The organism is Rothia sp. HMSC036D11 (assembly GCF_001814205.1).
GTDB classification, from domain to species: Bacteria; Actinomycetota; Actinomycetes; order Actinomycetales; family Micrococcaceae; genus Rothia; species Rothia dentocariosa.
In genome coordinates this window covers 98,331-121,009 of sequence record NZ_KV815277.1, presented here as the reverse complement: position 1 = coordinate 121,009, position 22,679 = coordinate 98,331, and the positions used below count along the sequence as shown (strand labels likewise).

Annotated in this window: 18 protein-coding genes and 3 tRNA genes; 15 read left to right on the top strand and 6 right to left on the bottom strand. The window is 57.4% G+C overall.

Annotation, left to right across the window (positions count from 1 at the left end; all coding sequences use genetic code 11):
- Window positions 1-111: 111 nt before the first annotated feature.
- Both HMPREF2958_RS01515 and HMPREF2958_RS01510 read left to right on the top strand, forming a co-directional pair.
- Window positions 112-549 (top strand): YchJ family protein, encoded by a 438-nt coding sequence (locus HMPREF2958_RS01515; protein WP_246827978.1) that lies wholly within the window; start codon window positions 112-114, stop codon window positions 547-549.
- Window positions 550-632: 83 nt separating this feature from the next.
- On the top strand, window positions 633-1,154 hold the full coding sequence (locus HMPREF2958_RS01510) for a hypothetical protein (RefSeq protein ID WP_070695949.1): 522 nt from the start codon (window positions 633-635) through the stop codon (window positions 1,152-1,154).
- A gap of 317 nt (window positions 1,155-1,471) precedes the next feature.
- Here HMPREF2958_RS01510 and HMPREF2958_RS01505 read toward each other — a convergent pair whose 3' ends face one another.
- Entirely contained in the window at window positions 1,472-2,941 is a 1,470-nt protein-coding gene (locus tag HMPREF2958_RS01505) for an NCS2 family permease (RefSeq protein ID WP_070695947.1), read from the bottom strand.
- Between the two features lie 285 nt (window positions 2,942-3,226).
- Window positions 3,227-4,690, bottom strand: a complete 1,464-nt coding sequence (locus HMPREF2958_RS01500; RefSeq protein ID WP_070695945.1) for an NCS2 family permease — start codon at window positions 4,688-4,690, stop codon at window positions 3,227-3,229.
- Between the two features lie 327 nt (window positions 4,691-5,017).
- On the opposite strand from HMPREF2958_RS01500, the gene HMPREF2958_RS01495 reads away from it, so the two are divergent.
- From HMPREF2958_RS01495 to HMPREF2958_RS01455, 9 genes are all read left to right on the top strand, one after another.
- Window positions 5,018-5,353 (top strand): DUF2218 domain-containing protein, encoded by a 336-nt coding sequence (locus HMPREF2958_RS01495; RefSeq protein WP_048780084.1) that lies wholly within the window; start codon window positions 5,018-5,020, stop codon window positions 5,351-5,353.
- Window positions 5,354-5,739: 386 nt separating this feature from the next.
- Window positions 5,740-7,143: an FAD-dependent oxidoreductase gene (locus tag HMPREF2958_RS01490; RefSeq protein WP_070695942.1), complete on the top strand. Its 1,404-nt coding sequence runs from the start codon at window positions 5,740-5,742 to the stop codon at window positions 7,141-7,143.
- 409 nt (window positions 7,144-7,552) lie between these two features.
- Window positions 7,553-7,625: transfer RNA gene (locus tag HMPREF2958_RS01485), tRNA-Glu, on the top strand.
- A 67-nt stretch (window positions 7,626-7,692) separates the two neighbouring features.
- Window positions 7,693-7,766: transfer RNA gene (locus HMPREF2958_RS01480), tRNA-Asp, on the top strand.
- A 73-nt stretch (window positions 7,767-7,839) separates the two neighbouring features.
- Window positions 7,840-7,912: transfer RNA gene (locus tag HMPREF2958_RS01475), tRNA-Phe, on the top strand.
- Between the two features lie 337 nt (window positions 7,913-8,249).
- On the top strand, window positions 8,250-9,155 hold the full coding sequence (locus HMPREF2958_RS01470; protein WP_070695940.1) for an ABC transporter ATP-binding protein: 906 nt from the start codon (window positions 8,250-8,252) through the stop codon (window positions 9,153-9,155).
- Between the two features lie 2 nt (window positions 9,156-9,157).
- Window positions 9,158-9,850, top strand: a complete 693-nt coding sequence (locus HMPREF2958_RS01465) for an ABC transporter permease (RefSeq protein WP_070695938.1) — start codon at window positions 9,158-9,160, stop codon at window positions 9,848-9,850.
- Window positions 9,847-10,605, top strand: a complete 759-nt coding sequence (locus HMPREF2958_RS01460; RefSeq protein ID WP_070695936.1) for an ABC transporter permease — start codon at window positions 9,847-9,849, stop codon at window positions 10,603-10,605. Before HMPREF2958_RS01465 ends, HMPREF2958_RS01460 begins: the two co-directional genes overlap by 4 nt.
- A gap of 83 nt (window positions 10,606-10,688) precedes the next feature.
- Entirely contained in the window at window positions 10,689-11,609 is a 921-nt protein-coding gene (locus HMPREF2958_RS01455; protein WP_210400873.1) for an ABC transporter substrate-binding protein, read from the top strand.
- A gap of 87 nt (window positions 11,610-11,696) precedes the next feature.
- Here HMPREF2958_RS01455 and HMPREF2958_RS01450 read toward each other — a convergent pair whose 3' ends face one another.
- Together HMPREF2958_RS01450 and HMPREF2958_RS01445 are read right to left on the bottom strand one after the other, a co-directional pair.
- Complete coding sequence (locus tag HMPREF2958_RS01450) at window positions 11,697-12,179, bottom strand: hypothetical protein (RefSeq protein WP_070695933.1); 483 nt, start codon at window positions 12,177-12,179, stop codon at window positions 11,697-11,699.
- Between the two features lie 150 nt (window positions 12,180-12,329).
- On the bottom strand, window positions 12,330-14,192 hold the full coding sequence (locus HMPREF2958_RS01445) for an alpha,alpha-phosphotrehalase (protein WP_070695932.1): 1,863 nt from the start codon (window positions 14,190-14,192) through the stop codon (window positions 12,330-12,332).
- Between the two features lie 378 nt (window positions 14,193-14,570).
- Between HMPREF2958_RS01445 and ilvD the strand changes: the two genes are divergently transcribed.
- Window positions 14,571-16,415 (top strand): dihydroxy-acid dehydratase, encoded by a 1,845-nt coding sequence (gene ilvD, locus HMPREF2958_RS01440; protein ID WP_070695931.1) that lies wholly within the window; start codon window positions 14,571-14,573, stop codon window positions 16,413-16,415.
- A 99-nt stretch (window positions 16,416-16,514) separates the two neighbouring features.
- On the opposite strand, the gene HMPREF2958_RS01435 is transcribed toward ilvD, so the two are convergent.
- Window positions 16,515-16,811 carry a putative quinol monooxygenase gene (locus HMPREF2958_RS01435; protein ID WP_070695930.1) on the bottom strand — a complete coding sequence of 99 codons (297 nt, stop codon included), beginning with the start codon at window positions 16,809-16,811 and terminating at the stop codon, window positions 16,515-16,517.
- A gap of 269 nt (window positions 16,812-17,080) precedes the next feature.
- On the opposite strand from HMPREF2958_RS01435, the gene HMPREF2958_RS01430 reads away from it, so the two are divergent.
- Window positions 17,081-18,277: an RNase H family protein gene (locus HMPREF2958_RS01430; RefSeq protein ID WP_041321674.1), complete on the top strand. Its 1,197-nt coding sequence runs from the start codon at window positions 17,081-17,083 to the stop codon at window positions 18,275-18,277.
- A gap of 255 nt (window positions 18,278-18,532) precedes the next feature.
- Here HMPREF2958_RS01430 and cls read toward each other — a convergent pair whose 3' ends face one another.
- Window positions 18,533-20,011 (bottom strand): cardiolipin synthase, encoded by a 1,479-nt coding sequence (gene cls / locus HMPREF2958_RS01425; RefSeq protein ID WP_013398413.1) that lies wholly within the window; start codon window positions 20,009-20,011, stop codon window positions 18,533-18,535.
- 109 nt (window positions 20,012-20,120) lie between these two features.
- On the opposite strand from cls, the gene HMPREF2958_RS01420 reads away from it, so the two are divergent.
- Window positions 20,121-20,792 carry a TetR/AcrR family transcriptional regulator gene (locus HMPREF2958_RS01420; protein ID WP_246827977.1) on the top strand — a complete coding sequence of 224 codons (672 nt, stop codon included), beginning with the start codon at window positions 20,121-20,123 and terminating at the stop codon, window positions 20,790-20,792.
- A gap of 2 nt (window positions 20,793-20,794) precedes the next feature.
- On the top strand, window positions 20,795-22,561 hold the full coding sequence (locus HMPREF2958_RS01415; protein ID WP_070695928.1) for an MDR family MFS transporter: 1,767 nt from the start codon (window positions 20,795-20,797) through the stop codon (window positions 22,559-22,561).
- The last annotated feature ends 118 nt before the right edge of the window (window positions 22,562-22,679 follow it).

The following is a 22,679-nucleotide window of genomic DNA, read 5'->3' as shown; positions in this document are numbered from 1 at the left end:
TTCCTCCGCAATATATTGAAAACAGTGCAGAACCCGCCTCTCTCCGGTTTGACCGCCGGGATGGGCGGGTTCTCGCATGCCCGAACCTGGTAGCCCTTTAGAATGGGGTGCATGAGCGAAACAACCCTGTATGATCCTCAAACCCGCTGCCCCTGCACAAGTGGCGAGGTATACGGTGCCTGCTGCGGGCGGTACTTGGGCGAGTTTGCCGCATCCGGAACCTTGGGCGCGCCCACACCGCTGGCTCTGATGCGCTCGCGGTTTACCGCCTTCGCCCTGCACGATGCGCCCTACCTGCTGGCAAGCTGGCACCCGCACACGCGCCCCGTCGAGTTAACGCTGGATGAAACGCTGCGCTGGTACCGGCTGGATATTCTGGGCTCTTCGGGTGGTCCCTTCGATGCGGCGGGTACGGTCGAGTTTGTGGCGTATTACCGTTCAGTTCCCGGTACGCCCGCCGAAGAACGTGTGAAAGGTGCCATGCACGAAAAATCTCGCTTCGAGAAAGTGCACGGCACCTGGTACTACCTGGACGGCGAGGTCAGCTAAGTTCCCCCCGATCGGGTAGCATGGCAGAAATATTCCTTGATGAAAGTCTCAAAAACTAGTCCTGTGTTTGCTATGTTTATGCCATGAGCGACGTTATCTCGCAGGAATCTTTCGACGAGCTCGCCCTCTATCTCAACGGGGGAGAGCACCTGCTTACCCCGGATGCGCACCGCATCGCCGCCGAACGCGCCCGCATCCTCTGCGCCCACGGGCTCGATGCGCTCCGGCAGTACACGCACCGCACTGGGATGACTGTGCACTACTACGTGGCACCCTACGATACGAGCGACCTGCTGCGAACGGGTGCGGATGCGCTCGCGCTCACCGGGGCTCGGCACGAACTTTCGGGGATAAAAACCCCTCTAATAGACGCCTACATTCTGCCCAGCGACCTCATAAAATTTGCCCCGAATTGGGGTTTGGAACCTGCTCCACCCGAGCGGGCGAACGTGATTTTGCGCGAGGTTTTTACCCTTCCGCGGGTGCTGCGCCTGCACGTGGCGGCAGACCTGCTGCACGCCAGCGACATCGGCGTGGCGGGCGAGCACGCACAGGAAGCAGCCGAGCGCATTATGAAAGAATTATGCCGCCCAGGCGACCGATAGAATTCTTGGTTTAACCTGAGCCAGCCCGCGCCGTCTCTGAAAAGAGGGTGCGGGCTGGCTCGCATTCAAACGCGTTGTCTGCGTGTATAGGTGCGCTGAATTGGGTCTACCTGAAAGTAAACCTATGCGAAGAATACCAGGAAAAACGGGTGAAATTGTATACCTGCAGCCGTGAAATTTCTGACGTTTTCGAGCGCATATCTACACCCCCCATAGGTGTATAAAAAGGCTCTTTCTGAATAAAGCGTAGTTTTCCGCCGCTTCTCTTCAAAAAGAGCCTTTTTACACCTGATATATACCCGGGATTTCAGCCAACGCTAGTGCGTGAGACCGTTGATAATACCCATGCCGAAGTAGATGACGAACACCGCCGAAACTACGTACATGAGCCAGTGCACCTCGCGCCCGCGACCCTGAACTAGGCGGATGAAGGCGTAGGAGACGAACCCAGCACCAATACCGTTAGCGATCGAGTACGACAGCGGCATGAAAATAATGGTCATGAACGCGGGGATACCCAGACCCCAGTCTTGCCAGTCGATATGCACAGCCTGGCGCACCATCAGGAACCCAACAACTACCAGAGCGGGGGCGACCGCCTCAAAGGGAACGATCGTCACCAGCGGCGAGGCGATAATCGCCACTAGGAACAGCACGCCGGTTACGATATTCGCCAGACCCGTGCGGGCCCCCTCACCAATACCGGTTGCCGACTCTACAAAAATCTGGTTCGCAGAGCCGGATGCGCCGCCGCCGACCACGGAACCGACCGCATCCACGAGCAGCACCTCGTTAATATTCTCAACCTTACCATCCTTATCGATGGTGCCCGCTTCGGTTGCTAAGCCCACTGAAACGCCCATAGCGTCAAAGAAGACCGAGAGCAGAATAGCGAACACCAGCAGTGATGCGCCCAGCACGCCGATAGCGCCGAACGCGCCGAATCGTGCAGACCCGATAAGCGAGAAATCGGGGGCTGAGAAGGAAAAATTATTGAGCGCGGGAACGTTGAGCGACCAGCCGGTCGGATTTCCCTTACCGCTGCCGATATGGAAAACGGCCTCTAGGATGATAGACAGCGCGGTAGATGCCACCACGCCAATGAGGATAGCGCCGCGCACATTGCGAATAAACAGCGCGATGGTGAGGAAAAGACCGAAAATAAATACGAGAGTAGGCCAGCCAAGTAGGTGACCACCCACACCGAACGAGACGGGAACGGTGGTTCCTGCGGCATCCGGCATGCGGCGGATAATCCCGGAATCAACCAGTCCGATAAAGGCGATAAAGAAGCCGATTCCCGCCACAATTGCGGTTTTGAGGCTCTCGGGGACCGCCTCGAAAACGGCGGTGCGGAAGCCGGTGAGCACCAGCACGGTCATAATAAGACCGGCGATAATCACCAAGCCCATAATATCTGCCCACGTCAGCCCGGGGGTGGTTGCGATCGTGGATGCCAGCAGCGCGTTGACACCCAGTCCTGCCGCCATCGCGAAAGGCTGTTTAGCAATGACGCCCATGAGGATAGTCATCACGCCGGCGACGAGTGCGGTGACCGCGGCGACCTGCGGCACGCCAAGGGTATTTCCCGCCGAGTCTGCGCCGGTGCCGATCACCAGGGGGTTGAGGACGACGATGTAACTCATAGCGAAGAACGCGGCGAGACCGCCACGAATCTCGGCTGAAATAGATGAGCCTCGTTCAGTGATTTTGAAGTAACGGTCCAGTGCGCCGCCCGATGATTTGGGCTTGTGTGCCTGGGGAGCCGCGGTGTTCTCAGAAGACATTCGTGAAAATCCGTAGATACTCTCGTAGGATGCGCGCGCGGGTTTGCGCCGCAATAAGAAAAGCGTCCAACCCTTATGGCGGGTGTGACGCTTTTGTTACCACATTATTCTATGACGTTTAACCCTCAATGCGCTACTGACAGGAAATTCCCAGGTCTTTAGCGGGGTGCGGGGGATGTATCTCCGCCTTAAGGGGTAAAAATAGGTGATAAAAAGAGCCTTGATCGTGACTGAAGTTTTCACGATTAAGACTCTTTTTATGATGGGGGGAGAGAGAAAGATGCTCTAGCGCATCCACCCCTCAATCAGGCCCATTCCGAAATGCACCGCAAACACCGCCGAAACCACGTACATGAGCCAGTGCACCTCGCGTCCGCGACCGGTCGCCACACGGATAACCGTGTACGAAATAAACCCGGCACCAATACCGTGCGCAATCGAATACGACAGCGGCATGATGACGATCGTCAAGAAGGCCGAAATTCCCAGGGCAAGATCGTTCCAATCAACATTAACCGCCTGGCGCACCATCAGGAACCCGACGAACACCATTGCGGGGGCGACCGCCTCAAAGGGGACAATCGTCACCAGGGGAGAGAGGAAAATAGCGCCCAGGAAGAGCACACCTGTCACCACATTTGCCAGACCTGTGCGGGCACCCGCGCCAATACCGGTTGCCGACTCCACGAATACCTGGTTGGTTGAGGTTGAGGTGCCGCCACCGGCGACCGCGCCCAGCGCATCTACCAGAAGCAGACGGTCGATGTCTTCGATCTTGCCGTCTTCATCGATAGAACCGGCTTCGACTGCCATACCCATGATGGAGCCCATCACATCGAAAAACGCCGAAATGAGGATGGTAAACACCAGCAGAATTGAGGCCATTGCACCCAAAGAACTGAAGGCACCGAAAAGATCTGCGGAGAACAGAAGCGAAAAATCGGGCAGACCAAAACCGCTGCCGTCCCAGGTGGGTACATTGAGCGACCAGCCAAGCGGGTTAGCCTGCACGCTGCCGGAGGGGGCGACCGCCTCCAGAATAAGCGAAAGTGCTGTGGATGCGAGCATGCCGTAGAGAATAGCGCCGCGCACCTGACGAACATACAGAATAATGGTCAGGAACAACCCCACAATAAACACGAGAGTGGGCCAGCCGAGCAGATGCCCGTGAACACCGAACACGACAGGGGTTGAGCCGGTCTCTGCACGGCGAATAATTCCGGCGTTCACCAGCCCGACAAAGGCGATAAAGAGCCCGATACCTACCACGATCGCGGTTTTGAGGCTTTCGGGCACGGCGTCGAAAACGGCGGTGCGGAAACCGGTCAGTACGAGGGCGGTCATGAGCACGCCCGCCCACACGACCAACCCCATAATCTGCGGCCAGGTGAGGTTAGGAGTCGTGGCTATCGTAGTCGCCAATAGTGCGTTTACACCCAATCCCGCCGCCATCGCGAAGGGATGTTTGGCGTAACCGCCCAGAAGAATGGTCATCACGCCTGCAACAAGCGCGGTCATGGCGGCAACCTGCGGTACGCCAAGGGAGCGTCCGGATGAATCGGGCGTGAGGCCGAGAATAAGCGGGTTGAGCACCACAATATAACTCATGGCGAAGAAGGTCGCTAAACCGCCGCGAATTTCGGTGCTGATAGTTGAGCCACGCTCGGTAATGTTGAAGTAACGGTCCAGTGCGCCGCCCGAACTGCTGGGTTTAGGCGTCTGGGGAGCCGCGGTGTTCTCAGAAGACATTCGTGAAAATCCGTAGATACTCTCGTAGGGCGCGCATCCGCCGGTTGGGGATGCGCATAAGAAAAGCGCCAGCCGTGGGGCGTGACGCTCTTGTTACTACAACATTCTAGGGGGAGTAACCCGTAAAAGGCTACTTCTTTGCGTCTGCGCATGATGGTCGCTTTTAGGCGGTAAGTTTTCCGTGAGGGCACCACCCGCGCTGTAGGCGAAACCCCATCGGCACACGCTCACAACACTGCTAAGATAAGGGTTACCTAAGGATGATATGTGCCGCCTGGGAATTGGCGCTGGGCGCGCATCCTGAAGCATGAAGAAGGTTGTTATGTTATGAGTGAGTATCCAGCCGCAGAATCTCTGCCCGTTCGTCAGCGTTCCACGGTCAGTACCGACCGCCCGGCACGTTATATTAAACAGCTTGGCTCACATATGGGTCGCAAAATTAGTACCGAGGAAATTCCTGGTGGATTGCGCTTAATCTTTAATCGCGACGGTATCTTTCGTGGGTATGGCGATCTGGTGGCCGATGATGCGAACCATGCGCTCATCATGGAGGTTCGTGCCGAAGACGACGAGAAAGCACAGAGCCTTGCAGGCGTGCTGGAGCGTCACCTTGTGCGTTTTGGCGAGCGCGAAGAACTAGTCGTGGAATTCCACGCGGTCTAACCTCTGTATTCATTCTGCGAGCAGGTAGGATTTCGCCGAAAAGGTAGGATTTTCCTACCTGTTCGTGCCAAAAGCCACCTGCTCGCGGGGTAATAAGAGCGGGCAATGCGGGAAGACGGAATGAGAAAAACCCACCGAGACTGCATTGGTGGGTTTTATTGTGCTCTCGTAACGCGGGTGATGGATTTTGTGCTCGCACACATATTCCGAAGTCGTGACAGGAATATTAATGATGAGACCTCAAAACCTGGGGTAAAAACATGAAAAATGTGTCTTTTGAGTGGTTCAGCTCATGTTTCCTGCGTTTGCTCAGGCATGACCGCTAAAATAAGCAAGGATGTTAAGGCTAAGCTCGCCCTATGGGTGAACTTTGAAAGGAAAAATACGTGTCTGAAGCTGCACGCCCGTTGCGCGTTGCCGTTATCGGTGCGGGTCCTGCGGGTATCTACGCCGCCGATCTGCTCACCAAATCTGAGGAAGTACGCTCTGGAGCCGTTGAGGTTTCTATCGACATTTTTGATCGTTACCCCGCGCCTTTCGGGCTGATTCGCTACGGTGTGGCGCCCGATCACCCGCGTATTAAGGGCATTATTACCGCCCTGCACAAGGTACTTGACCGCGGTGATATTCGATTCTTCGGCAATGTCGAATACGGTAAAGATTTGAACCTTGCCGATCTGCGCGAGCATTATGACGCCATTATCTTTGCGACCGGTGCTATTTACGATGCGCCCCTGCCTATTAAGGGCATCGACCTGGACGGTTCCTATGGTGCCGCCGATTTCGTCTCGTGGTATGACGGTCACCCCGATTACCCGCGCACCTGGCCGCTGAACGCGAAGGAAATCGCGGTGCTTGGTAACGGCAACGTGGCGCTGGATATTGCGCGTGTGCTCTCTAAGCACGCCGATGATCTGCTCGTCACCGAAATTCCCGAGAATGTGTACGAAGGGCTGAAATCTTCGCCCGTGACCGATGTGCACGTCTTTGGCCGCCGCGGCCCCGCGCAGATCAAGTTCACCCCCTTGGAGCTGCGCGAGCTTTCACACTCCCGCGATGTCGATATTGTGCTCTACGAAGAGGACTTCGAGTTCGACGAGGCTTCGGATGAAGCTATTCAGACGAATAACCAGGTTAAGACCATGATGAAGACCCTCACTACCTGGCTTACCAACCAGGAGGAGAGCGAGCAGACCGCATCGCGCCGTCTGCATCTGCACTTCCTGCAGTCCCCGCATGAGATTCTGGGTGAGGACGGCAAGGTTGTGGGCATCCGCATGGAACGCAATAGGCTTGACGGTAAGGGCGGTATTGAGGGCACCGGCGAGTTCGTGGACTACCCTGTGGAGGCCGTGTACCGCGCGATCGGTTACTTCGGATCTGAGCTGCCCGAGGTTGGCTATGACGCTGATAAGGGCGTGATTACTAACGTTGAGGGCCGTGTGGTCGATGAAAACGGCGAGCACGTGCCCGGCCTGTATGCTACCGGGTGGATTAAGCGCGGACCGGTGGGTCTGATTGGCTCCACGAAGGGCGATGCGCTTGAAACCATCACCCACCTGTTGGAGGATCGCGAGAACCTGTACACCGCTCCCGAACCGGATGCTGACACCTTCAGTGATTACCTGGACTCTAAGGGTATTCGCTACACCACTTGGGAAGGCTGGCACCGTCTGGACGATCACGAAAAGGCGCTCGGTGCGGCATCACAGGATGCGAAGGGTGAGCCGCGTGAGCGTGTGAAGGTTGTTGACCGTGATGAGATGATTCGTATCTCGCGCGGCGAGTAATAGCTGTACGCAGTGATTTTTGCGGTACATAAACCGCGATGAAGAATCCCCGCTGGGTCTTCGGCACAGCCCGAAACCGGCGGGGATTTCTTGTATCAAAATCATGATGTGCGCGTGCGCGCGGCATATTCTACGCCTTTTTGCTGAACCTGTGTAGGGGATGCGCGGCGCTTACCCGGTCATTTCGTGCTGTTTGCGGGGGTTATTCAGAAAAATTTTGAGAAATTTCTGGTGACTATAAAATACGTTCTGACTAGTAACTATGTAGGTGAGCGGGATATCTTAGGAGGGGGAGTGTGGCGGGTATGAAGAAGTTTTTGAAGAATCCGGCTTGCACGGCTTAAAAATCTGTCATAGACTAGTTGAGGTTCGAACGACGGGATGGAAAGAACCCGTTCGCATCGACTGGGCCCCCATCGTCTAGCGGCCTAGGACGCCGCCCTTTCACGGCGGTAGCACGGGTTCAAATCCCGTTGGGGGTACTTGCAGATCCTCAGATTTGCAAAGCCATGTTGAAGAAGCAGATTATACCCCTGCCGAATCCAACAAGGCCCCGTAGCGCAGTTGGTTAGCGCGCCGCCCTGTCACGGCGGAGGTCGCGGGTTCAAGTCCCGTCGGGGTCGCTCTGGCCGCGTGATTCAGGTGAAGAAATTCATCACGAAGACGCGGTCGTTGCGTATCTGCTTCGATGCGCAAGGCTCTGTAGCTCAGTTGGTAGAGCGTGCGACTGAAAATCGTAAGGTCACCGGATCGACGCCGGTCGGAGCCACAATCCGCCCTCCAGGCTTCTACAGTGGGGGCGGATTTTTTCTTTAACCGCGCCCTGCTCTCAAGCCTGCGTATTCTATGTCTTGTGCATTATATTTTGTGTGCCCGCATCCTTTTTCTGCTAAAGGAACCTTGATTTCAAGAAAGAGTATTTTTCGCTGCTTTCTTGAGATCAAGGCTCTTTTTACACCGGGGAAGAGGAGCGTAGTAGCTGGCAGAGTGGTAAACACGCCGGTTCGTTTCAATTTCTTGGAATTTCCGTTAGGGTGGAGACGTTGTGCTATTTGGACAACACCTGTACACACAGCGGCAAAACCGGCGCATACGGAAGAGAACGAATGCCAGCACCCACTCCCCAAGACACCATACCGTCGAACTCCGCGCAGGCAACACGCACCGCGGGAATCGAATTCTCCCAGGTCACCAAACGCTACGGCGCTAACACCGTGGTCAATAACCTGACTCTGAGCATCCCCGCCGGTGAAACCACCGTTTTCGTCGGTTCTTCAGGAAGCGGTAAAACCACCACCCTGCGCATGATCAACCGCATGGTCGAGCCGCAGGAAGGCACGATCACCATCGGCGGGCAAAATATTGCAGACCAAGACCCCTACAAGCTGCGCCGATCCATCGGGTACGTCATGCAAAGCGGCGGGCTGCTGCCGCATCGTACCGTGCTTGAGAACGTCATGACCGTGCCCCTGTTGAACGGCGCCCCCAAACAGCAGGCGAAAGAACGCGCTCTTGACCTTCTGGGTACCGTGGGTTTGGATGCGTCCCTAGCGCAGCGCTACCCGGCACAGCTTTCCGGCGGGCAGGCTCAACGCGTGGGAGTCGCGCGGGCGCTCGCAGCGGATGCCTCCATTTTACTCATGGACGAGCCCTTTTCTGCGGTCGATCCGATCGTACGCACCGAACTGCAGGAAGAACTTTTGCGCCTGCAGGGCGAGCTGCATAAGACCATTGTTTTCGTAACCCACGATATTGATGAGGCCCTATTCCTCGGCGATAATATTGCGGTCTTCGCCCCCGGCGGCAAGCTCGCCCAATATGGCGCTCCCGAAGAGATCCTGACGAATCCCGCTAATGATTTTGTGGAATCTTTCGTTAGCCAGTCCGTGGGTGCCTTGCTGCCTGCCGATGTGATGCGCCAGGTGCGGTATATTCGCCGCGAACGCTACCGCCGCACACGCGAAGCCGCAGCATCGAGCGAGGGTGCCGCATCGACCTCTGGGCGGGGATAGCTATGGACCTGTTGTTGGCAGATTCGATGCACTGGGACTGGTTAGGAAATAACATCCAGCGCGTCTTTGATTTGACCCTCAATCACCTGTATCAGGGCATTATTCCGGTACTTGTGGGAACCGCCCTGTCGATTCCGGTGGCGCGGTATGCGAGCCGCCGCCGCGCGCGGGAAGACGGTGCAAAAACCTACCGGAGTGGTGCGCACGCCCTGGTGCACGGCTTTGGGCTGCTCTACACAATCCCGTCGATCGCGCTCTTCGTGCTCATGCCGCTGATTCTGGGGACCAGCATTATTTCGCCGGTGAACGTGCTTGTGGCGCTCACGATCTACACGATGGCGCTGATGGTGCGTTCCGGGGTAGACGCTTTTAACGCGGTTCCCGAGCATGTGGTGGAGTCATCGCGCGCCCTGGGATACACCCCGGCTCGTGCGTTTTTCACGGTGGAATTACCGCTCGCTTTGCCCGTGCTTTTTGCCGGTATCCGCGTGGCGACGGTGGCGAATATTGCGATGGTATCCGTGGGTGCGGTTATTGGTGTTTCTTCGCTTGGCACGCTTTTTACCGACGGACTGGCGCGTAGTATTCCCGCCGAACTTATCACGGGCGTGGTGCTCAGCGCCGTCCTCGCCTACCTTGCCGATGCGCTTCTTGCCCTCACGGCACGGCGCCTGACCGCCTGGAGGACCGCATGAATGTTATAGAACGTACCTTCGCTTTTCTGGGTGATGGTGCCAACTGGCAAGGGTCTCAGGGCATTCTTGCGCGTATCGTTGAGCATCTGGGCATCACCGTGTTTGCGGTTGCGATTGCCCTGGTGATTGCCGTGCCTTTGGGCCTGTGGGCTGGGCATACTCGCCGCGGTGGGCACGCTCTGTTGGGGTTTACCGCCGCTTTGCGCGCTCTGCCCGCCCTGGGTTTGCTGACCCTGCTTGCTCTCTGGTTTGGTGTTAATGCGATTCCGCCGCTCGTGGTGCTCGTGATTATCGCGGTGGCGCCCCTGCTGGCGCATACCCTCGAAGCGGTGACCGGGATTGACCCGGATGTGGTGGATGCGGCACGCGCCCAAGGCATGACCGAAGGGCAGATTCTTCGCCGGGTTGAGATTCCTCTGGGTCTTCCGGTGTTTATGGGCGGTCTGCGCAGCGCGGTGCTGCAGGTGATCGCGACGGCGACTATTGCCGCCTACATTAATGGGAATAACCTGGGCCGGTACCTTTTTGATGGGCTCGCGGTGCGGGACTATCCGCGTATGCTCGTGGCAACCCTGCTGGTAGCGGTGCTCGCCCTCGTGGTGGATGCGCTCATGGCCCTGGCGCAGCGAGCCGTGACCCCCGTGCCCTTGCGGGGTGGAAGCGGGCGCGGCGGAGCATCCAAACGTCAGGGGCAACCGAAACACGAGAGCGCACTGGATGCTGCAAACTCGCACACGGAAGGGGCGCACGCATGAGCTTGGTGCATCGCCGAAACACGAACGATCGTTCTTTTCTATCCGGGAAGAGCGCGAAAAACCAAGGAACGGCGGAGACTGGAATGGCACGCGGCGTTACCAGGCGGCGGGCATTGGGTGTCCTCGGTGCCTTCGGGACGTTAGGAGCGCTGAGCGCCTGCGGGCTGAGCGGCGAAAACGTTTTCGGCGGTGAACACGACGGTATTATCGTGGGATCAGCAGCGTTCGCAGAGTCGCAGATTCTCGCCGAAATATACTCCCAAGCGCTAAATAAAAACGGGTTTAAATCGAGCACCCAGCTGGGGATTGGCGCGCGTGAAGCCTACCTGGGGGCGCTCACCTCCGGGGCTATCGACGTGATCCCCGAATACTCGGGCAACCTGCTGCTGTATCTTGACGAGAATTCCACAGCGCAGACTAAACAAGAGATTCTGCAAGCGCTCGGTGGGGTACTTCAGGACAACCTCAAGGCACTGGATGCCTCGCAGGCGGAAAATAAAGATACCCTAGTCGTTACCCAGCAGACCGCCCAAAAATACAATCTGCGCACCCTGGATGATTTAGCGAAGGTCTGTACCGAGCTGAAGATTGGCGCCGCTCCCGAATTTGCCGAACGCGCCTACGGAATTCCGGGGCTCAAAGATAAATACGGGTGCGTTCCGGCGGAATTCGTCTCGCTTGCGGACGGGGGAGGGGCACTCACCGTCAAGGCCCTGCAGGATAACACCGTGCAGGTTGTAGATTTGTACTCGACCACCCCGGCAATTACGCAGAACAATTTTGTGATGCTCGAAGACCCGAAAAACATGATTCCGGCGCAGCAGGTACTCCCCATTATCAACACCAAACGGGTTCCCGAGGATGCGCACGCGGTGCTGAACCGCATCAGTGCGGTGCTGACGACCGACGATTTACGCTCGCTCAATGACGAGGTATCCGGCGATAAGAAACTGGATCCATCCACGGCAGCGGCAAATTGGCTCAAGGATAAGGGGATGTTGTAGCCTTTCTTCCTTTTCTGCGCTGGCCTCTGATTGCCACTAGGTTCTGGTGCTCAGCATATGCGGTTGGAGAGATGAACGGAGAGGACTCTAAACGACCGGGAGCTCCGTGAGGGAAAGGCCCACCCGCAGGTCACCGAGTGCATCCGTCAGGTATTCGATGCCAGCCTCTAAGGAATCCAGCACATCCTCGCCCGCGCTAGAGACCACCACCGACGTCACGATGCGCCAGCCCACATCACCGTTCGATGGCACGCTGAACCTGCCTAACCCAACATCCTGTGCTCCCTCATGGCTCCCGGCGAGCGCCACCTTGCCCCGTCTGGATGCGGGCACCACGCCCACCGTAAACCCGCCCGCATAGTAGGGGCGCGCAAACCCCAGAACCGGGTCAATCGCGTGCCCATCAGCGGAATCGTCATGAGTAAGAGAGCCCAAGAAGGTGCGTACTGCATCCAAAATCTGCCGTTGGGATGCGCCACCCGGCACCCGCGCCACATCAATCCGCACGCTCAGAAGCAAGTCAAGGTCGGCACGTTGGAAGGTTTCGGAGGGCATGTAATCAAAACTCATGCTCCCACTTTAACTGCGTTTTAAACCGCGAGCAGGTCATTTTTCGCCGAAAAGGTAGGATTTTCCTACCTGCTCGGACCAAAAACCACCTGCTCGCGCATGTAACCATACCTGTAAATGCCCATGTAACCGAGCAATTAATCTGGCGAGCTAAGAAGAAACGATGGGCTCTTCCACGATCAAAGCCAACGATTCGTAGGGGCGCAGTATAACCTCAACCTCGCAGGGATCGGGGCCGGAAACACCGTTAACCTGACCGAGTGGATTCTTGTAATTACACAAAAGCACACGTGCAGACCGTGCGTCCGCTGGAGTTCGCGAGCCTTCACTGCCAGCGACTGCGTCCAGAACCTCGCCCGGCATGAACTCGGCAGGAACACGCACCGCCGTCTCGTCCCCAAAGAAATTATTGAGCACCAACAGCCGCGTGCGCGTGCCTTTAGCGATATGTTCACGCAGGTACCCGAAGACCCGCTCATGGTCGAGCGCGTAGGGCGCGTAACTGCCCTCAGAAATCACCGGGTACTGCCCGCGCAGGCGAATCAGCTCGCGATAGTATGGCAAAATCACGCCGTCACGTTCCTCATCCACCACCGAAATACCCGCGCCGGTTGCCGCATCCACACTGGGCGCGGGTGCCAGCCAGGGGGCGGCGGTACCAAAACCAACCGCGCCGCGTTCACCACCGGACCCAGACTCCCACTGCATGGGAACACGTGAGTTATCCCGCGCCTTGGCACGCACAACCTCAAGCGCCTCGCCCTCCGAGAGTCCCCGCGCGCGCAGGGTCTTAAAAGCGTTATGGGCCTCAACGTCCACGTAGTCGTCAATCGAAGAATACACCGGGTCAATCATGCCGATCTCTTCGCCCTGATAAATATAGGGAGTGCCGCGTAGCAGGTGAATCACGGTCGCCAGCATAGTCGCAGATTCTGCCCGGTACCGCTGGACGTCGCCAAAACGGTTGAGTGAGCGCGGCTGATCATGATTATTCCAAAACAGCGCATTCCACCCGCCGCCCGCCTGCATGCCCAGCGCCCAATCGTTGAGTAGCCCCTTCAGCTCAGCAAAGCGGAACGGCACCTTCGACCACTTCTCGCCGTCCTCATAATCCACCTTCAGATGGTGAAAACTAAACACCATATCGAGCTCGCGATTCTCAGGGTTGGAGTAGCCCACGCAGTTCTCGATGCTCGTCGAGGACATTTCACCCACGGTCACAGTATCCCCATGCCGCCCGAAGGATGCACGGTTCAGCTCCCGCAGACGCGTATGCACGATGGGCGTGTCGGTATACAGGGTCTTATCGATCACCCCGGCGGGCGCATCCTCAAGCTTTTCGGACTTACCGATCACGTTAATGACGTCGAAGCGGAACCCGCGAACACCCTTGTCATACCAACAATTGACGACCTTATAGAGCTCCTCACGCACGGCGGGGTTGTACCAGTTCAGATCAGCCTGCGTGACGTCGTAAAGGTGCAGATAGTACAGCGGCGCCCCCGATTCGTCCCGATAAACCTCACCCGCCGTATCGGTGAAAGGCGCCCAGGCCGAACCGCCAAATTTCGACTCCCAATTCGTGGGCGGAACCACCGTGCCGTCAGACTGAACCCGCCCCGGGCGAAGATAGAAATAATCCCAGTACTCGCGCTCGCCCGCCTGCGCCCGCCTAAACCACTCGTGTTCAGTCGAAACATGGTTGAGCACCATATCGAACATGACCCCGATGCCGTGCTCCCCGAAAGCGGCGATCATCTCCTCAACATCCTCCATCGTGCCCAACTCAGGGTTAATGGCGTAGTAGTCGGAAATGTCGTAGCCGTTATCGTGCTGGGGCGAGGCGAAGAACGGGTTGAACCACACCATGCCCACCCCCAGCGATGCTACATAGGGCACCTTCTCGATAATGCCGCGAATATCACCGGTTGGCCGACCGTGCGCGGAATAGAATGACTTCGGGTAGATCTGGTAGATCACGGTGCTGCGGAACTGTGCGGGGGAGCGAGACATAGAAGATACATCCAATGGAGAAGATAAAGGGGGCTGCCGTACGAGTCTTCGTGCGCTTGCGTAGCGTTTGTTCGCTAGCTGGCGCAAATCACGCGGCGGGAGTTCTTACCCCACCAGCATAGGGGGCATAATAGACTCATTCCACGCTGCACGGGGATATATTCTCAAGGGGGCAAATCTGCCGCAGATCCGGCATCCTTGCCCGCCCCGCGGCATAAGGTGCGCGCCGCATCCACACTCACCCTTCGGCGTGCCACAGGCACAGCTCATGACCAAGCATCACGGCATGCCAACATATGAAACCAAAGTAACCCTTCGATGATTGGGCGCACGCCTGCGCGTAGAATCTATAGATGCATCACAACGGAAGGTAAAGACATGCCCGAATTACGCTCACGCACCTCAACTCACGGTCGCAATATGGCCGGTGCCCGCGCTCTATGGCGCGCAACCGGCATGGGTGATGATGATTTCGGCAAACCGATTATTGCGATTGCCAACTCTTACACCCAGTTCGTACCCGGTCACGTGCACCTGAAAAATATGGGCGACCTGGTGGCTGGCGCTATTCGTGAGGCTGGCGGCGTGGCGAAAGAATTCAACACCATCGCGGTTGATGACGGCATTGCGATGGGCCACGACGGCATGCTCTATTCCCTGCCCTCACGCGACCTCATCGCCGACTCGGTCGAGTACATGGTGAACGCTCACCGCGCGGATGCGCTCGTATGTATCTCGAACTGCGACAAGATTACCCCCGGTATGCTCTTGGCAGCAATGCGCCTGAATATCCCCACAATTTTCGTGTCGGGCGGTCCTATGGAATCCGGCGAGGGCGTTGAAGGCGTTGTGGAGCACCGCCTGGATCTGGTGGATGCGATGGTCATGGCGGTGGACGATTCCGTGAGCGATACTGCGCTCGCCCAGATTGAGAAGAACGCCTGCCCCACGTGTGGTTCATGCGCGGGCATGTTTACCGCAAACTCCATGAACTGCCTGAACGAGGCGATCGGTCTGGCACTGCCCGGCAACGGTACCACGCTTGCGACCCAGATCGCGCGTAAAGAGCTGTTTTTGCAGGCGGGTAAGCGCATTGTTGGCCTGGCGAAGCGCTACTACGAGCAGGATGACGAGTCCGTTCTGCCCCGTTCAATCGCCACCAAGGAAGCCTTCGAGAACGCTATGGCGCTGGATGTGGCTATGGGCGGTTCCACCAATACCGTGCTGCACTCCCTGGCCATTGCGCACGAGGCTGGCGCTGACTTCACGCTGGACGATATCGACCGTATTTCGCGTAAGGTGCCCTGTCTGGCGAAGGTTGCACCGAACTCTACGAAGTATCACATTGAGCATGTGCACCGTGCGGGCGGTATCCCCGCGCTGCTGGGTGAGCTGAACCGTGCCGGGCTGCTGCACAAGAACGTTCATTCTGTTCATGCGGATTCGCTGGACGAATGGCTTGCCGAATGGGATATCCGTTCCGGTACCGCGAGCGAGCAGGCCCACGAACTGTTTCTTGCCGCACCCGGCGGGGTGCGCACCACGCAGGCGTTCTCGACCGCGAACAAGTACGAATCGCATGAGACGGACGCCGAAAACGGGTGCATTCGCGCTGTGGAGCATGCTTACACGAAAGACGGCGGTCTGGCGGTCCTGCGCGGTAATATCGCCCAGAACGGTGCGATCATCAAATCCGCCGGCATTGATGAAGAACTTTTCCACTTCGTGGGTAAGGCATTCGTGGTTGAGTCGCAGGATGAAGCCGTGTTTGAGATTCTGTCGAAGCACGTGAATCCCGGCGATATTGTGGTGATTCAGTATGAGGGCCCGAAGGGCGGCCCCGGCATGCAGGAAATGCTGTACCCCACCTCGTACCTGAAGGGTCTGGGCTTGGGCAAAAGCTGCGCACTCATTACCGACGGGCGTTTCTCGGGCGGTACTTCGGGCATTTCGATCGGTCACGTTTCGCCGGAGGCTGCCGCCGGTGGTGCTATCGGCCTGCTGGAAACCGGTGACGAGATCGAGATTGACGTGCACAACCGCATCCTGCGGGCGAATGTGCCGGACGAGGTTTTGGAGGCGCGGCGCAAGGCGAAGGGCGCCCTCCCGTGGAAGCCCACTAAGCCGCGCGAACGTCAGGTCTCGAACGCGCTGAAGGTTTATGGGATGCTGGCCGCCTCTGCCGATAAGGGCGGGGTGCGCATCCTCCCAGAGGGAATCTAGTCGCCTATCGACCGAGCATAAAAAGAGCCTTTATTTGAATAAAGCGAGTTTTTGCCGCTTTATTCACATCAAGGCTCTTTTTAGCAGGGAGGGCTGGCGCTACATTTCGAAGATGCGCACATCCAGCTCTGCAGCGAGCAGGGGCTCCCAGGTTTTGATAGCGGTGCCGAAATGCTCGGTCGCCATATGCGCTTCGAGTGCTTGCTGTGACTCCCAACGCTCAATGAATGCGAAAGGGCGCGGTTCACCTGCTGGGGTCTCACCGGCGGCGGGGCCGAAATCGTAGCTGATATTGCCCGCATCTTTGCGCGATGCCTCTACGAGGGCGGGGGCGGATGCTAGGAATTCTTCAACGTGCTCGGGCTTGACCGAAACACCTGCATAAACACCGATCATAGTGTGCTCCTTCTCAAGGTTAGATATACCGGATAACTCCAACCCTACACCGTCGCACAGATGCGCGCCAGAGCGGGGCAGAACCTCTCATTCACCGCCCATAACCCCCGCCAAGAAACGGTTTTAGTTCCCCTTTTTAAGGTTCTTCGCTGACTGTAAAATAACCTGTTCAACGTTTGCGCGCAAACACCGGCGGGCATATAAAAGATAGTGGAACAATTCCTCACTACACGAAAGAAGGAGACTATGCGGCAAGGGGGTGTACACACGTGGGATTCTCACCGGCTCATATTAAACGGTGCACCCTAACCTGGGAGGCGCCCGACTACAGCACCTCATACCCGGCGGGCTATACAACTCGGGGCGTGGCGGTGATCGCGGTCGCCGAATACACCCGTAAGACTAAGGGATACTGTTACAGCACCCTCACTGCTCTTGTCTATATTTCGCGTGAAAACGGTGAGCGCATCGTCATCAACCAGGAGCCGGTGGTTGAATCGTGTATGCATTCGCTTCTTGACCCGTGCGATGTGGTGCACCCGAAGACTTTGGGGCGTATTGTGCTTAATGCCTGGGATGTTATTCCTTCGGATTACACGCACCACCTGGTGACGGTTGCTGCCGACCGGCACGATTTGAAGCTTCTTTTTCGTAATTGTGAGCAGCTTAAGAAGGCGATGGAGTACCGGGCGTTTGAGAAGGTGCTTGACCCTTACGATAACCATTCGCTGGGTGAGGTGCATGTGCGTCTTGCCGGTACGGATGCCGCCGAGACGATGCGCTATTTTCAGGATCGTGCCGAGCAGCTGACCGAGCAGATGATCGCTGATACGCTGGCGGAGGTCCCCGAAAATCAGCTGGTGGACTATAACGTGTTTACCGATTGTTCCTTTCGCGCCACCCATAATAAGAAGTATTTGCGCGGTGGGCGCATGGGCATTGCCGGGGTGAGCGAGGACGGCTTCTATTTTCACACCCACTATGATGCCGTGAATATTATGACCGGTGAGCTTTCGGCGATGCTCGCGGCGTTTCACGTGTTCTATCACGGTGGTCGCCGCCTGATTATTAACACCGACTCCTTGGGCGCGCTGACCTTTCTTCTGCGGCTGGCGCACAGCCGTTGGGCTTTCGATTATTGGGTGCGTGAGGGCGTGCAGGATGCCCGGGTTATCGCCGAGATGGAGCAGCTGACTGCGGCTATTCGGGCGCATCGGGTGATTGTGAAGCACGTGCCGGGCCATACCGGGCACGGTCTGCAGGAGAGCAGCGATTCGGTGTCGAAGATGCACCGCCATTTTCCGGGGCAGATCGTGGATAAGCGACATACGGTCGAGTTCAACCGCCGGTGCGAGTCGATTATCACGGCCCTGTCGGGGTGCAAGAAGGCCGTTCGGCTGCCCAGTCCGGAGTGGCTGCAGATTAAACCCTCGGCGATACACACGGGAAATCGCATGTGGCGATAGGCTATATACTATATTTTTGGGTAGAAATGGACGACGCGCGATGCGTCCGCGACGGGTGCGGGCGATCGTGCGTTTTCTGCATTCGTGGGGAAAACTTCGCGGATATGGCGAATCGGTATAAAACCGCATGTCAGCCGCTTTTCAGAGGTGGAAAGAGGTGCACTTGAACGCGGTTATCACCACGGCCGCAGGTACCGCTTCGAGAGCACGGTCGTGGCGAACTCCCTCATGTTACGGGCGTTGCCAGTCCATGTTTTACAGGAGCGATGACCAGAGTCGGCAGATATTTTCGGTGACTTTAATGCGCTGCGGGCGTGAGGACCACGGGCCATAACGCAGTTCCGTGCAGATACTTTCGTAGGTTCGCGCAACGTCGGCGAGCGCATCCACCATAGCGGGGTCTGCGATAAAGGTTGATACTTCGAGGTTGAGCGAGAACGAGCGGGGGTCCATATTTGATGAGCCGATAAACGCCATTTCGTCGTCCACGTACATGAACTTGGAATGCAGCACTGTGGGGCTGGGGTATTGCAGAATGCGTACCCCGGATTGCAGCAGCGTCTCGTAATAAGATCGCTGCGCCATATTGGGGAGGAACTGGTCGCCTTTTTCGCAGACGATCACGGTGGTTTCGATACCCGAGAATGCGGCGTTGGTGAGTGCCTGCAGCAGGGTTTCGTCGGGTACGAAGTAGGGTGAGCAGATGGTGATGCGTTTTTCTGCGTTGTAGATCATGTAGTTGATCAGGCGCAGGTTGTTTTCCGTCTCAAACCCGGGGCCGGAGGGAACTACTTGGGCGCGCATTGAGCCTGGAACGTAGGGGATTTTCGCCTCAATTTCTTCGAGGATCAGCTGGTTTGTTTCGGAGTACCAGTCGGAGACGAACACGGCGTTGAGCTCTTCGACGATGGGTCCAGTGCACGAGAAGGTGAGGTCTTTCCATTCCAGGCCTTTACGCACGTTTTCTTTGAGGTCGTAGGAGCGGTGAATGGCGTTTTGCGAGCCCGAGAAAGCCACTGCGCCGTCGATCACGAGGACTTTACGGTGATTGCGCAGGTCGGGGCGTTGCCATTGTAGTCGCCAGGGTTTGATGGGCAGCATCAGGCGCCATTCGATACCCGATTCGTTGAGCATTTTTGTCAGCTGCCGGTATGAGGGGTATTTGCGCGAGCCGATATGGTCGATGAGCACGCGCACCCGCACGCCGCGTTTTTGCGCGGCGAAGAGGGCATCCCAGAGTACTTTGGAGGCTTCGTCGTAGGCGGTGATGTAGAACTCGAAGTGAACGTACCGCTGGGCTTTGTTGACTTCCTGCGCCATGATGCGCATGGCTTCGTGGTTGTCATTGTGCAGGGTGAAGGAGTTTCCGCCGACGAGGGGGAGCGAACCGAGCTTGTAGTTGAGTTGGCTGGCGACCAGGGTTGCTTCGTTGAGCCCGTCGGAGTCGGTGAGCTGTGGGGTGCCGCCGGTGGTCTCGCGGATCAGGTCGTTCATGGCGTGCTGCCGGGCGCGCCGGTATTGCGGAAGGTGAGAGGACCCGAAAATCAGGAAGGCTAGGAACCCGATAAACGGGATGAAGAAGATAGCCATGAGCCAGCCGAGCGCGACCACGGGCTTGCGGTTGTAGGGCAGCCAGAATAGGGACAGCACACGGATGCTCAGGTCTGCGAAGAACAGAATAATCCTGAGCCAATCGGGTAGGAAGTCGAGGTATCCGGGTGAAAAAAAGTTCACCCTATTATTATGCCTAGCATCTTGTCTTCTGTGGGGGAGAGGCAGAACACGCCGCGTCGCCCACATAATGCAGTTGTGCAAAAAATGCAGAAATGCAATAATTGCAGTTATGCAAAAACCTGAGCCGAGCCATGCCGAGACAAGCCTGCGTGAACGCCGCCGCGAACGCACCTGGGTGAACATTCACGAAACCGCCTTGCGCTTAGCCCGCCAGCACGGTATGCGCGGCAGTACTGTCGAAGACATCGCTGCGGAAGCCGGAATCTCGCCCCGCACCTTCTTCAACTACTTCGGAACCAAAGAGGATGCGGTGCTCGGCCTGCGCGCCCCCGCCATCACCGACGAGCTGCTCGCCAGCGACCGGGCGCACGAGAACGACAATCTCATCGTGCGTATCACCCATTTGCTGCTGTACATCGTGCGGCACAGCTTCAACTTTGCCGATCACGCGAAATTCCGGGAGCGCATTGACGAATTCCCCGAATTCAGGCACCGGCTAAAGGTGCACCATATCAACTGCGAACAGGTGCTCATCGACTACCTCAACACCGTCGATTGGGATGCCTTCAACGCCGCAGGAAGGCGCGGCCCTTTGATAGCCCGCCCCGAAAATATGCCGCTGACAGAAACTGCCGAAGAACGCACCCGTGCCACGGTCCAGCTCGCATCCGCGGTGCTGCGGCAGCTGCACTTCGCCAAGGATATTGCCGACGAAGACGAGGTCGAGCGGCGCATCTACAAAACCGTCAAAACTTTTCAAGCCCTGCTGAAGGAAAACTAGGAATGACGTCGCACTCAGACAAAACCGCTGAAGCCGCCGCGGCTGAAGCTAAAAAACATCAAATAGCGCTCATGTTCTCCGGCTTGGTCATCGTGATGCTCATGTCGGCGCTGAACCAAACCATCCTCGCGCCCTCACTGCCGACCATTGTGGGCGAACTGCACGGCGTGGAGCATATGAGCTGGGTGATTGCCACCTTCATCTTGCTCTCCACCATCACCATGCCGGTGTATGGCAAACTCTCCGACCAGTTCGGGCGTAAACCCTTCCTGATTTTTGCCATCCTCTCCTTCATGACGGGATCTATCATCGGCGCGCTCGCCCCCGATATGACCTGGTTGATTGTCGCCCGCGCGCTCCAGGGAGTCGGTGGTGGCGGTCTCATGATTCTTTCCCAATCCGTGGTCGCAGACGTGATCCCCGCCCGCGAACGCGGTAAATATATGGGTATTATCGGCGGCGTCTTCGCCTTCTCCTCGGTCGCCGGGCCGCTCATTGGCGGGTGGATCACTGAGGGTCCCGGCTGGCGTTGGGCATTCTGGCTTAACCTGCCGCTTGCCGTACTCTCAATCTTCGCCGTCATTTTTCTGCTCCCGCACACCGCTTTCAAAGACCGCGAAAAGCGGCAGATCGACTACCTGGGCAGTATTATTCTCATGGCAGGAACCAGCGCGCTCGTGCTTGCCACCATCTGGGGCGGCAACCAGTACGCCTGGAACTCCCCGCAGATTATTGGGCTTCTCATCGCATCCGTCGTCGCGGCCCTGATCTTCATTCCGGTTGAAAACCGCGCCGCAGAGCCGATCATGCCCATGTACCTCTTCACCAACCGCAACTTCCTGCTCACCCTGGGCGCATCTCTTGCCCTCGGTGTTGCCATGTTCGGTGCCGTCGAGTACATCCCCACCTACCTGCAAATGTCCCTGGGCGTGAGCGCAACCGTGGCGGGTCTGCTCATGATTCCCCTCATGGGCGCCCTGCTTGTGGTCTCCATTATTACCGGACGGCTGGTCTCCGCACGCGGCAAATACAAGGCATATGTGGTCACCGGTACCGCACTCGTGGCGCTCGGGCTCTACCTAATCTCCACCATCACCCCGAGCACCCCCACCTGGATCTTCTGCAGCTACATGGCGGTCATGGGCGCGGGCCTGGGCATGTCGATGCAGTTCCTCACCCTCATCGTGCAAAACGCCTTCCCCATCACCGTCGTAGGAACCGCCACCGCGGCAAACAACTTCTTCCGCCAGGTCGGCTCAACCGTGGGCGCATCGCTCGTGGGTGGTCTGTTTACTTCGCGCCTGAGCAGCCTGCTCAGTGAACGCATGCCCGCGCAAGCAGTAGCCTCGGCGGGGGAACACGGAACCTCCTCCCTGACTCCCGAACTCGTCAGCCGGATTCCCGAGCCGATTCACGGCATTATCGTGAACGCTTACAATGATGCCCTGATCCCACTTTTCCTCTACCTGGCACCGCTCGGGCTAATCTCCGCGCTTCTGCTTCTCTTCATCCGTGAGGATGCGCTCGCCACCACCATCGAAACGCACACTACTACCGATGTGGCGCGTTCGGCAACCGGTGCCATTGATGTCATCACGCCCGAAATGGCGGCGAAAGATGCCGAATGCCTCAAGAAGATGCAGGGTGAATCGCATACCGTGATTGACCCGGAACTTGCCGGTAGTGCATCCGATGAAACGGCGAAAACCGAGCCTCGTGGCGAGGGTCGAGAGGACACCAGCGACCCCTCGCACGGCACCAAGCCCTAACGGCTTCTTAGGTAACCCTATACAGTTATTCCCCTCGCACGCTATGCTGGAGGGGAATAACTGTTAACCCCCTCACACGGGATGCAGGTTGCCTTCGTCGCTGAACGCCAACCCGCAG

Coding starts and splice junctions, on each gene's coding strand:
- HMPREF2958_RS01515 (WP_246827978.1), top strand. CDS start 112: ATGAGCGAAACAACCCTGTATGATCCTCAAACCCGCTGCCCCTGCACA.
- HMPREF2958_RS01510 (WP_070695949.1), top strand. CDS start 633: ATGAGCGACGTTATCTCGCAGGAATCTTTCGACGAGCTCGCCCTCTAT.
- HMPREF2958_RS01505 (WP_070695947.1), bottom strand. CDS start 2,941: ATGTCTTCTGAGAACACCGCGGCTCCCCAGGCACACAAGCCCAAATCA.
- HMPREF2958_RS01500 (WP_070695945.1), bottom strand. CDS start 4,690: ATGTCTTCTGAGAACACCGCGGCTCCCCAGACGCCTAAACCCAGCAGT.
- HMPREF2958_RS01495 (WP_048780084.1), top strand. CDS start 5,018: ATGAGTGAGTATCCAGCCGCAGAATCTCTGCCCGTTCGTCAGCGTTCC.
- HMPREF2958_RS01470 (WP_070695940.1), top strand. CDS start 8,250: ATGCCAGCACCCACTCCCCAAGACACCATACCGTCGAACTCCGCGCAG.
- HMPREF2958_RS01465 (WP_070695938.1), top strand. CDS start 9,158: ATGGACCTGTTGTTGGCAGATTCGATGCACTGGGACTGGTTAGGAAAT.
- HMPREF2958_RS01460 (WP_070695936.1), top strand. CDS start 9,847: ATGAATGTTATAGAACGTACCTTCGCTTTTCTGGGTGATGGTGCCAAC.
- HMPREF2958_RS01455 (WP_210400873.1), top strand. CDS start 10,689: ATGGCACGCGGCGTTACCAGGCGGCGGGCATTGGGTGTCCTCGGTGCC.
- HMPREF2958_RS01450 (WP_070695933.1), bottom strand. CDS start 12,179: ATGAGTTTTGATTACATGCCCTCCGAAACCTTCCAACGTGCCGACCTT.
- HMPREF2958_RS01445 (WP_070695932.1), bottom strand. CDS start 14,192: ATGTCTCGCTCCCCCGCACAGTTCCGCAGCACCGTGATCTACCAGATC.
- ilvD (WP_070695931.1), top strand. CDS start 14,571: ATGCCCGAATTACGCTCACGCACCTCAACTCACGGTCGCAATATGGCC.
- HMPREF2958_RS01435 (WP_070695930.1), bottom strand. CDS start 16,811: ATGATCGGTGTTTATGCAGGTGTTTCGGTCAAGCCCGAGCACGTTGAA.
- HMPREF2958_RS01420 (WP_246827977.1), top strand. CDS start 20,121: ATGCAAAAACCTGAGCCGAGCCATGCCGAGACAAGCCTGCGTGAACGC.
- HMPREF2958_RS01415 (WP_070695928.1), top strand. CDS start 20,795: ATGACGTCGCACTCAGACAAAACCGCTGAAGCCGCCGCGGCTGAAGCT.